Annotated in this window: 11 protein-coding genes; 4 read left to right on the forward strand and 7 right to left on the reverse strand. The window is 58.4% G+C overall.

Going from position 1 to position 9,675, the window contains the following annotated elements; genetic code table 11:
* Positions 1-76: 76 nt before the first annotated feature.
* The 3 genes from BN1136_RS09185 to BN1136_RS09195 all read right to left on the reverse strand — a co-directional run bounded on the left by BN1136_RS09185 (position 77) and on the right by BN1136_RS09195 (position 2,585).
* The gene (locus BN1136_RS09185) at positions 77-280 is read right to left on the reverse strand and encodes a hypothetical protein (protein ID WP_043808404.1); all 204 of its coding nucleotides are present in this window, start codon (positions 278-280) and stop codon (positions 77-79) included.
* Positions 281-385: 105 nt separating this feature from the next.
* Positions 386-1,102, reverse strand: coding sequence for a MarC family NAAT transporter (locus BN1136_RS09190; RefSeq protein ID WP_043756915.1), 717 nt, complete (start codon positions 1,100-1,102; stop codon positions 386-388).
* Between the two features lie 166 nt (positions 1,103-1,268).
* The gene (locus tag BN1136_RS09195) at positions 1,269-2,585 is read right to left on the reverse strand and encodes an MFS transporter (RefSeq protein ID WP_043756917.1); all 1,317 of its coding nucleotides are present in this window, start codon (positions 2,583-2,585) and stop codon (positions 1,269-1,271) included.
* Positions 2,586-2,743: 158 nt separating this feature from the next.
* Between BN1136_RS09195 and BN1136_RS09200 the strand changes: the two genes are divergently transcribed.
* On the forward strand, positions 2,744-3,421 hold the full coding sequence (locus tag BN1136_RS09200) for a Dph6-related ATP pyrophosphatase (RefSeq protein ID WP_043756919.1): 678 nt from the start codon (positions 2,744-2,746) through the stop codon (positions 3,419-3,421).
* Between the two features lie 72 nt (positions 3,422-3,493).
* On the opposite strand, the gene ypfJ is transcribed toward BN1136_RS09200, so the two are convergent.
* Positions 3,494-4,348, reverse strand: coding sequence for a KPN_02809 family neutral zinc metallopeptidase (ypfJ, locus tag BN1136_RS09205; protein ID WP_043756920.1), 855 nt, complete (start codon positions 4,346-4,348; stop codon positions 3,494-3,496).
* A 73-nt stretch (positions 4,349-4,421) separates the two neighbouring features.
* The gene (locus BN1136_RS09210) at positions 4,422-4,685 is read right to left on the reverse strand and encodes a hypothetical protein (RefSeq protein WP_043756922.1); all 264 of its coding nucleotides are present in this window, start codon (positions 4,683-4,685) and stop codon (positions 4,422-4,424) included.
* A gap of 152 nt (positions 4,686-4,837) precedes the next feature.
* Between BN1136_RS09210 and BN1136_RS09215 the strand changes: the two genes are divergently transcribed.
* A complete protein-coding gene (locus BN1136_RS09215) occupies positions 4,838-5,359 on the forward strand; it encodes a GNAT family N-acetyltransferase (RefSeq protein WP_043756926.1) in 522 nt (173 codons plus the stop codon).
* Positions 5,360-5,591: 232 nt separating this feature from the next.
* Here BN1136_RS09215 and BN1136_RS09220 read toward each other — a convergent pair whose 3' ends face one another.
* Positions 5,592-5,828, reverse strand: a complete 237-nt coding sequence (locus BN1136_RS09220) for a helix-turn-helix domain-containing protein (protein WP_052365650.1) — start codon at positions 5,826-5,828, stop codon at positions 5,592-5,594.
* Positions 5,829-6,273: 445 nt separating this feature from the next.
* Here BN1136_RS09220 and BN1136_RS19850 point away from each other — a divergent pair, with 445 nt between their 5' ends.
* Both BN1136_RS19850 and BN1136_RS20200 read left to right on the forward strand, forming a co-directional pair.
* Complete coding sequence (locus tag BN1136_RS19850) at positions 6,274-8,610, forward strand: AAA family ATPase (RefSeq protein WP_081843568.1); 2,337 nt, start codon at positions 6,274-6,276, stop codon at positions 8,608-8,610.
* Positions 8,607-9,332 carry an HNH endonuclease gene (locus tag BN1136_RS20200; RefSeq protein ID WP_152552586.1) on the forward strand — a complete coding sequence of 242 codons (726 nt, stop codon included), beginning with the start codon at positions 8,607-8,609 and terminating at the stop codon, positions 9,330-9,332. The genes BN1136_RS19850 and BN1136_RS20200 overlap by 4 nt, the downstream gene beginning before the upstream one ends.
* A gap of 106 nt (positions 9,333-9,438) precedes the next feature.
* On the opposite strand, the gene BN1136_RS19855 is transcribed toward BN1136_RS20200, so the two are convergent.
* The coding region (locus tag BN1136_RS19855; protein WP_156135301.1) for an integrase core domain-containing protein at positions 9,439-9,675 on the reverse strand (237 nt) is incomplete at its 5' end.

The raw sequence follows: 9,675 nt of genomic DNA on the forward strand, positions 1-9,675 counted from the left end.
CGGGGTTTTGCTATTCAGGGGTCACAGACAACAAAAAGCCCCGGTCAGTAGGCCGGGGCTTGCAGGATAATCGGTGTCAATTGACCGAGATGGCGCGGGCATCGATGTAGTAGCGGGTGTGGCCCTTGGCATCGCGCTTGATCAGTGCCACCAGGCGGTCGGCCTCCTTGTATTCCCACCCCTGCGTACCTTGGGCGGGGGAGGGGCCATCGACACCGACCACGTTCAGATACTCGTGAAACAGGCTGTAGCTTCCAATCTCGGTCAGCGTATCTTCCATGGTATCTCTCCTGAGGGTTGATGTTCCGGATCCATTCTAGCCCCTTCCGGCTGAATGCCAGCTGTACAAAAAAACATCGCAACGCGTTCGAGGCCCGCTCACCTGTCAGGGGGCGGTGCTCGGTGCCTGTGGCAAGGTCTCCTTGTCCGCTACTGGCATGGGGTGCTCGACCTGGACTGCGGCAGGACCGTGGAACACGGGATCCTGGGCCACCTCCTTGACGCCGTTGATGCAGAACTGCATGCCCATGCACACCAACAGGAAGCCCATGATGCGGGTCATGGCGTCAATCCCGGTGGCGCCGAGGATCTTGCACACCGGATCCGCCAGTTTCAGCACGCCCCAGCTGAGCAGGCTCATCAGGGCGAAGGCGGTGACCATGCCGGAGTAGATGACGAAACGATTGTAGTCTGCCGGCAACTCGGCGATCTGGGCGGCGCCGCTGATCACCAGGGCCATGGTGCCCGGCCCGCACATGCTGGGCATGGTGAGGGGGACGAAGGCGATGCTCTGGTTGATGTCATTCTCGGTGGCCTGACTCGGCGCCGGGAACAACATGCGAAAACCGATGAAGGTGATGATGAGGCCACCGGCGAGGCGCAGCCCGGGGATGGAGATCCCGAACAGATCCAGAATGGAGGATCCGATGAAGAAGCTGACGCACAGGGTGGCAAACAGATAGAGGGCGGCCAGATTGATCTGGCGGCGAATGTGCTCGCGGGACATCCCCTTGCTCAGGCCCAGCAACAGGGTGGCCGTGGTGGGGGGATTGACCATGGGCAGCAGGGCCAGCAAGGCGAGAAATACGACCTGGAAGAACATCTTGCACCTCGGGGGGGGTTGGCAAAAACAGGGGGGCGGATGACGGGTCCGACCCAGGGGGTGGCAACTCTACAGGAGCCCGGCTGAATATAGCCGGAACGAGCGGGCCCCGACAGTCGGGGCCCCTGTTCATCTCATGTCATCAGGCGTCGCCGGCACAGGCCGATCAGGCTGCCTGGGGCGTGACCTGGCGTTGGCCGCGCTGACGCAGCCAGAGCCAGCAGCCGAGCACGAAGCCGAGGCCGGCCAGGCTGACCACGTAGTGGGAAGGGGCCAGCACGTCGCTCTTCATCCACAGGGTCACCAGCATGGGCGTCAGGCCGCCGAAGATGGCGTAGGCCACGTTGTAGGAGAACGAAAGCCCGGAGAAGCGCACCACTGCCGGGAAGGCGTTGACCATGACGTAGGGCACGGCGCCGACGATCCCCACCGCAAATCCCGCCAGCATGTAGAGGGGAACAAGCTGCTCCGTACCGGCCGCCAGACCGTGATAGAAGGCGTAGGCGGAGCCGGCCAGCAGCAGGGAGCCCAGGATGAAGGTCGGGCCGCTGCCGAGGCTGTCTATCAGGCGGCCGTAGACGATGCAGCCCAGGGTGAGCGCGACGATGGCCAGGGAGTTGGCGGTCAGGGCATCCGCAGGGCTGATGCCGTGTACCTTCTGCAGGTAGGTGGGGGTCATCAGGATCACCACCACGATGCCGGCGGAGAGCAGCCAGGTCAGCAGCATGGAGACGACGACGCTGCCCTTGTGCTCGCGCAGCACCGTCTTGAGCGGCAGCTCCTCGGCCAGGGACTTGTTGGCCTGCATCTCGGCGAAGACCGGGGTCTCGTGCAGCCAGCGGCGCAGGTACATGGCGACGATGCCGAATACCCCGCCGAGAACGAAGGCCAGGCGCCAGCCCCACTCGCTCACATCGCTCGGGCTCATGCTGCGGTTGATGGCAGTGGCGACCAGGGAGCCGAGCATGATGCCGGCGGTCAGTCCCGCCGTGAGGGTGCCGCAGGCGACGCCAACCCGCTTGGCGGGTACGTGCTCGGCCACGAAGACCCAGGCACCCGGCACTTCGCCGCCGATGGCAGCCCCTTGCAGGATCCGCAGCAGCAGCAGCAGCAGAGGCGCGGCGATGCCGAGGGCGGCATAGGTGGGCAGCAGGCCGATCAGCAGGGTTGGCAGCGCCATCATGATGATGCTCAGGGTGAACATGCGCTTGCGGCCAATGAGATCGCCGAAGTGGGCCATGATGATGCCCCCCAGGGGGCGGGCCAGATAGCCGGCGGCGAAGATGCCGAAGGTCTGGAACTGGCGCAGCCACTCGGGAATGTCGGCCGGGAAGAAGAGTTCGCCGATGACAACGGCGAAGAAGACGAAGATGATGAAGTCGTAGAATTCGAGGGCGCCGCCGAGGGCAGCCAGGCTCAGGGTCTTGTAGTCCTGTCGATTGAGGGGGCGACCGTGGTCGTGAGGTGTGCTGACTGTACTCATATCCTTATGTTTCCCATCGTTTTTTTAGTTATTCTCCCCCATGCTCTGCGGGGATACGCTCAACCACGAGGGTATGCTTTTGTATCCCGTAATGTAAATCGCACAATTTGCAACACTGTCTTTCAGCTTCTTGCCGGGGCGGGACAGTCGGAGAAATCATGACCAAGACCAAGGTGCTGCTCTCCTGGAGCAGCGGCAAAGACAGCGCCTGGGCCCTGCATCGCCTGCGCCAGGATCCGGCCATCGAAGTGGTCGGGCTCTTCACCACCCTCAACGAGGCCTTCGAGCGGGTTGCCATGCACGGGGTGCGCAAACGTCTGCTGGAGATGCAGGCCGAGTGCGTGGGGCTGCCCCTGCACTGCATCGATCTGCCCTGGCCCTGCAGCAACGAGGAGTACGGCCGCATCATGACGGGTTTCATTGCCGGGGTGCAGGCCAGGGACATCCACCACATGGCGTTCGGCGATCTCTTCCTCGAGGAGGTGCGGGCCTACCGGGAGAAGCAGCTGGCGGGTACCGGGATCACACCGCTGTTCCCGCTCTGGGGCAGCGACACCACGGATCTGGCGCGGGAGATGATGGCTGCCGGGCTCAAGGCGAGGATCTGCACCCTGGATCCGGGGAAGCTGGACATCGCCCTGGGGGGGCATGAATTCGATCCGGCGCTCCTCTCGGCCTTGCCCGCCGGGGTGGATCCTTGTGGCGAGAACGGCGAGTTTCACACCCTGGTGTACGACGGGCCCATGTTCCTCCGTCCCCTTGCGGTCAGAGTGGGGGAGACGGTGCTGCGGGACGGCTTTGTCTTCACCGACCTGCTGGCGGGCGGCCCCGTCTGAGAGGCAGCCCCGGCCGGCGGTAAACAGAAGGGGCCGGCTCCCGAAAGAGCCGGCCCCTCGTGCTGATTGCGTTCAGCGGGCGGCGAAGGTGTCGCAGCTGGCGGGGCTGCCGCTGTCAAAGCCCTTCTTGAACCAGGCGAGGCGCTGGGCCGAGGTGCCGTGGGTGAAGCTGTCGGGCACGACCCGGCCCTGACCCTGCTGCTGCAGCCGGTCGTCACCTATGGCCTGGGCGGCGTTGAGGGCCTCCTCCAGATCGCCGCGCTCCAGCACCTGCTCCTGTTCCATGTAGTGACCCCAGACGCCGGCAAGACAGTCGGCCTGCAGCTCCAGCCTGACCGAGAGCCGGTTCTGGGCGACCTGGCTCAGCCCCTGCTGTTGCTGGCGCACCTTGGTGGAGATGCCGAGCAGGTGCTGCACATGGTGGCCCACCTCATGAGCGATCACGTAACCCTGGGCGAAGTCGCCGTCGGCACCCAGCTTGTCGCGCATGTCCTGATAGAAGGAGAGATCGATGTAGACGGTGCTATCCGCCGGGCAGTAGAAGGGCCCCATCACCGACTGGCCCTGGCCGCAGCCGGTGCGGGTCGCCCCGCGATAGAGCACCAGTCTGGGGGGCTGGTAGCGCTTGCCGTTCTGCTGGAACTGCTTGTCCCAGGCATCCTCGGTGGAGGCGAGCATCACCGAGGTAAAGCGGGCGAGAGGATCGCTTGATGCCTGTGACGGGTTCTGGCGCTGGGTCTGGCTCTGCGGGGCCGGATCGTCGAGCAGGGGGCTGAGGTCCACGCCGTAATAGCCCGCCACCATGACTACCAGCAGCAGGATGAGTCGCCCCTTGCCGCCGATGGGCAGGCCGCCACCCCCGCTGCCACCGCCCTCCTGGCGCCTGTCCTCCACATTGTTGCTCTCACGGCGATTTTGCCAGCGCATGTCCCCATACTCCCGTCATTGGTGGTGGGAGTAATGATAATGGCTGGTCACCCGCCTTGCCTAACGAGGGGCCTTACTCGGCCCAGGGCATCTCGGGCAAGCTGTCGAGAAACTCGCCGTAGCGGGTCAGGTTGAACGGGCCCTGCTCGGCCTCCATGGCCATGAGCTCGGCGCCCAGGGCGCAGGCAATGTATTGCAGCGCTTCTTCCCGCGGGGTGCCCTTCATCACCAGGCGCATCAGGGTGGCCTTCACCTGCAGGGGGTGGCCGTCGGCGAGCTGGTTTTCCACCATCTCCAGCAGTGTCTCTTCGTCAAAAAATTCGGGGGTCCCGGTCATGGTGGCTCTCCTGCCTGTTGCATGGGGTTGTCATGGGGTGGGCAGTATAGCGGGGACGCCTGCCGTCGGGGCAGAAATGTCTGCCCGGATCTTGCCAAGGACCGGCGGCGGGCGCAGTCTTGGGGCCTGTTTTTTTGAATGGAGCCCTTGCCATGATCCTCTCCGAGCGCCTGATGCTGCGCGAACTGACCCCTGCCGACGCCCCCTTCATTCTCGAGCTGCTCAACGACGGCGACTTCCACCGCTACATCGGCGATCGGGGTCTGCGCACGCAGGGGGATGCGGAAGAGTACATTCAGCAGGGACCTATGGTGAGCTATGCCCGTCACGGCCACGGCCTCTACCTGGTGGTGCGGCGGGAAGATGGCGCCAGCCTCGGTATCTGCGGCCTGATCCGGCGCGATACCCTGCCCTGTGAAGACATCGGCTACGCCTTCCTGCCGGCCTGGCGCGGACAGGGCTACGCCATTGAGGCGGCGCGGGCTGCGCTGCAGGATGGTCGTGAGAGGCTGGGGGTAAACCGGGTCGTTGCCATCGTCACTCCGGGCAATGAACGCTCGGTCCGGCTACTGGCCAAACTGGGGCTGAGTCAGTGCAAGCGGGTCAGACTGGGTGACAGCGAAGAGGAGTGCCTGCTGCTGGAGGTGCCTGAACCGGCTGCCTGCCAGGTCTAGGACTGTCCGGGACTAAGAGTACAAGGGGCCGCCGTGAGATGCGGCCTGCCTGCATCACGCAGGATCAGTTGAGCTCTTCGATGGAGAACTCAGCAGCATTGTTTATGCATTTGATTTATATGAATATTATTTTTATTTTTTGTCATGGTAACCTTTTAGCCCCCACGCAAACCCCCGCAAGTAAAAACTCAAGCTAGTTACAGGCGCGGTAGATCATGGCCAGCTGGCTCAGCTAATCGGTCAGATATTCGCGCTGAATGTTGTGAGCATTTGCCAGCAGTGCGAGTTGCTGGTAGGGGCGCTGGTAGTCCGGTTGCTCCATGGTCACCAGCTCATTCACCGAAATACCCACCCGCTCAGCCAAATCAGTCTGACTCAGGCCCCGGTAGTTGCGCCAGGCTGCCAGCAGCGAGCATCCTTGCTCGATTTGCAGCCTTGCAACCTCGTTGGGAAAGTGGATTTTTGTCATTGTTCATGGTTGTTTCTTCTTTGATGGGGGCTCTGATAACACGTTGGTGGACTGCTCCTCCCATGGGCCGTATCAGGTATCGTTTAGCTGGGCGAGCTGGTGGGAGAGCACCCAGAGCTGAGCTGCTAACCAGTTGGCCGCCTGTTCTTGAACGGCATCGGTCAGGGTGCCGCGCTCGAACTAGCCGCTTATTTCGAGACTAGAGGGAATCACCACTGTAAAAGTTTCTGTTGTGATTCGACAAAATCGATCGAGTGCCTCTTCAAAGTCGGTTTGTTGCAGGTTAAAGGTGATCTCAAGCTAAAAGCCACACAATATCGTTATCGATTAAGCCATATCGGATTCTGGAAACACGCTAATTGAGTGAACATGTAAATCGTGAGGCTGTAGTTTTCAGGAAAGGACCAGTTTTATTAGGTCTGAGTTACGGGAGTTTGCTGGGATAATGGAAAACATAGACGAACGCGATATCGATGCCGCTCGCTTTGAGAAGCAGATTTTAGATATCTGGAAAGAAGGGCCTAATCAGATGCCTGAGGGGGGTCTCAAGCTTGCCATATTTCTGCTATTCACTGAGCAGAACTCAAAACACATGTACTTTCCTTGGTCATGGGCCGATACAGAGACGATTCATGGCTTGATGGATGCCAAGCGCCGTGCCAACGACTGGTTAGGACTCAAGGTCTCTGATGTAACAGAGCTTGAATGGACACGTCAGTCACAATATGTGCTGGATAAGCTACGTTATCTTGTCAGCCATAGCGGTAACTCTACGGCAAACTTGCATCGATTAGATTTTCTTGTCAAAAGCTTGGGCGCTAAGGAATCTTCAAACAAGTGGGCTCGGAAAGTCGAAAGCTTCGTCGCCGATTTTGCACATGGCTGGTCAGTTAGTGGTCGGGCAGTCTTTGACCTGAACACGCTGACAACCGGTGAGCTAGGGGTTCGGCTAAAAGACGTTGATGCTGTTGGCGATTACATATTACCGGCTGAGCTGCAGCCCTATCTTTTCGAGGTCTGTCTTCGCCTTCATGCTCATGGTGTGCGATTTCAAGTTGAAAAACAGGGGGCAGACAATGCTTGGAACGGCGTAGGAGCAGCCTACAAATTTGCTTGGCCGACTCGCTCTCGCTCTAAGTTGGCGGATGAGGCTCTCCCCTTAGAGCTCAGAGGTCTTGAGTTTGCTCAATGGTTCCTTGGCCACAGATATAGTCAACGTATCACGATCGTAGTCCTTCCCTCCGCTGATTTACGAGCTAAAGATCGGTTGGCCGAGATTCGGCGTGACCTGCTACAGCGTAGGTGTGTTCTGGGTGTAGTAGGGATTCCTGCTCGAGTGTCCGGTCCTAAAGATCTTTCAATGCTGATAATGGCGAAGGAGTGGCCTAGTACTATTAAATCGGTTCTGCTGATGAATGGTCGCGCGGTAGACGGATTACGAGACGAACCTCTGGATCGCTTGGCGAGATTTCTTTGTGCCCCATTCATGGACGTAATGAAGGGCGATACATTGAGTCGGCTGCCTTATGAGGCTCATCTGGGTGATGCGCTATTAAATCGGGCTCGGAAGATGTACGGGGCGAAGTTACCCGAGGTGCCTGGGTTTTTTCGCTATGTGCAGTTAGAAGAAATTCTGGACAACCAGAACGCGGTGCTCGATCCATCTCAGTGGATTTCCGAGCGTGATCCTATGGTCGCGAGCGACCTGTTGGATGGTTCCCCTGTTTACAAGCTGTTGGAGGAACGAGAGCGACCCTGCTGCGTTTACGTCATCGGAAACAACGGGGCGGGAAAAAGCATGCTCTTACGTCAGCTTGCTAAGGCATATGTGACGTCTGGGCGGCCTGTGCGTGCTATCGCTTCTGCAACCAGTGACAGATTCGAGGCCAAAATGGGGGCAACAGCCGACTACGTTTACCTAGGATCGCGCACTAGTAATATGTCCACACAGCCGCGAAGGCTTGGACGTAAGTTAGCCGAGTTGATGGTTGCTATCCATGCCGACCGCGACAAGATCGCAGCGGTCAGCAGAGTTCTCGAACAACTGTCTTTTGCGGGTCAACATTATCTATTGCCGGAGTCCGCTACCTCCGATGTCCTGGAGTCTGTGCGTGAACTTGGTGTCGATGAGGCTCCAAGTAACATGAATGGGTGGAAGCTCGGCTTTCGAAAAAACCATGAGAATTCGATAGTTCCCTTTGATCATCTTAGTACCGGCGAACAGCAGCTACTGCTTCTGACGGCAAGGCTTGTTGAATACGCCCGGCCCGGTGTTGTCTTCCTGATCGATGAGCCCGAAACTAGCTTGCATGTCGCTTGGCAGCGAGCACTGCCATCGGTTTTTCAGACTATCAGCCGAGACTTCAATTGCCAGATGGTTATCGCTACGCACTCACCGATTCTAATTTCTACCTCGCGTGGGGACGACACATACCGATTTATGGCTGATGGTGGTGTGCTAGAAGTAATTGGGGAGCAAGCTGCAAGTAGTGTCGAACGAGTGCTTTTTCAGGGGTTCGATACCTACACAGGCAACAACCGAGAGGTTCACGAACGCTGTGCTGAGTTGGTTTCGCGGGCTATCGAGTTTGCCAACACGGAGCAAACTGAAATGTTGCAGAGCGTCTTTGATGAATTGCAACAGATGGAGGAGAAGGTTACTAGAGCTGTCCCTGCGCTTGGCTCCGAGGTACCTGCGCGGCACCTTGATCTCATTCGAAGAGCTACTCTCGCGATAGAGGAACTGACTAGCTCCGATAAGTCTGAGGAGGCCAGATCGTGAATCAACTAGTGACCGCAGAGAAAGATTTCGGGAAGAACGTATTGACCTCGGTCGAGGCTAGAGCTTTCTATCGTGAATGGCGAAAACTTGCATCAAGCAGAGCCAACCCCTGGTCTGCCATACGTGCTGCTACATTTACGGTGGAGGGCCAAAAAGATGGTTCAGGTATGAAGATCATATCAGCACTTCGATCCCACCTTGCTGCTCTGCAAGCTGAACGCTGTTGTTACTGTCGACGTCGCCTTGTTGGGATTGCTTATGCGCGGCCCATTGAGCATATCCTGCCCAAGAACACCTACGGGCAGTACACCTTTACATACCGTAATCTTGCAGTAGCATGCTTCGACTGTAATCTTGTCAAGAGCAAAGCCAATTGGTCAACTTGGCCACAAAATCGTAGGCGGTACATCAATGAAAAGAGCTGCAACGGTTTTTTTCATGCTCGCCTCCATGATTATGACTCCCATGTCAGATATTTTCATTTGGAGACGAATGGTGCATCAATCAGCGTCTACGTTGGCTTGACTCCCCAGGGACGGCATCTTTGTGTTGAGCTACTGAGCAAATCCTCGGAGAGAACCCTCGCGGAAAGTGCCAACCCAAGGTTTTCTGCCGCAATGGACAAACTTCGTGGCCAAGTTCAGCAGATGGCAGCGACAACTGACGACACCAAGTTGTTGGACTTCATGGAAGCGTTGGAACTTGCTGTTGACCCGCTGTAATGGAGTAACAGTCTAGTCGGGGCGCCATTAAGGCAACTTATTTTGGAGCATAGTTTCAGGGAAAGTAGGGGCGATTCAATCCATGGGGGCGCAGGCTTTGTAGTGGTCAACTAAATCCGGACACTTGGTTAGGCCGATCCTCGGCTTTTGCTGGCGGCATCCCGTCATTGTGTTGATGTGGACGCCGCCAGTTGTAGTAATCCATTAGGTAATAACTGATATCCCGCTTTGCTTCCCGCAGGCTCATGTATCCCGTTGCCGGGAGCCACTCTGACTTCAGGCTTCTGAACAACCGCTCCACCGGGGCGTTATCCCAGCAGTTACTCTGGGTCATGCGATAGCG

Origin of the sequence: Aeromonas taiwanensis (assembly GCF_000820165.1) — a bacterium.
GTDB classification, from domain to species: Bacteria; Pseudomonadota; Gammaproteobacteria; order Enterobacterales; family Aeromonadaceae; genus Aeromonas; species Aeromonas taiwanensis.

Bases quoted from the DNA above. Each gene is read 5' to 3' on its own strand.
- BN1136_RS09215 (WP_043756926.1), top strand. From the start codon at position 4,838: ATGATCCTCTCCGAGCGCCTGATGCTGCGCGAACTGACCCCTGCCGAC.
- BN1136_RS09200 (WP_043756919.1), top strand. From the start codon at position 2,744: ATGACCAAGACCAAGGTGCTGCTCTCCTGGAGCAGCGGCAAAGACAGC.
- BN1136_RS09190 (WP_043756915.1), bottom strand. From the start codon at position 1,102: ATGTTCTTCCAGGTCGTATTTCTCGCCTTGCTGGCCCTGCTGCCCATG.
- BN1136_RS09195 (WP_043756917.1), bottom strand. From the start codon at position 2,585: ATGAGTACAGTCAGCACACCTCACGACCACGGTCGCCCCCTCAATCGA.
- BN1136_RS09185 (WP_043808404.1), bottom strand. From the start codon at position 280: ATGGAAGATACGCTGACCGAGATTGGAAGCTACAGCCTGTTTCACGAG.
- BN1136_RS09210 (WP_043756922.1), bottom strand. From the start codon at position 4,685: ATGACCGGGACCCCCGAATTTTTTGACGAAGAGACACTGCTGGAGATG.
- ypfJ (WP_043756920.1), bottom strand. From the start codon at position 4,348: ATGCGCTGGCAAAATCGCCGTGAGAGCAACAATGTGGAGGACAGGCGC.
- BN1136_RS09220 (WP_052365650.1), bottom strand. From the start codon at position 5,828: ATGACAAAAATCCACTTTCCCAACGAGGTTGCAAGGCTGCAAATCGAG.
- BN1136_RS19850 (WP_081843568.1), top strand. From the start codon at position 6,274: ATGGAAAACATAGACGAACGCGATATCGATGCCGCTCGCTTTGAGAAG.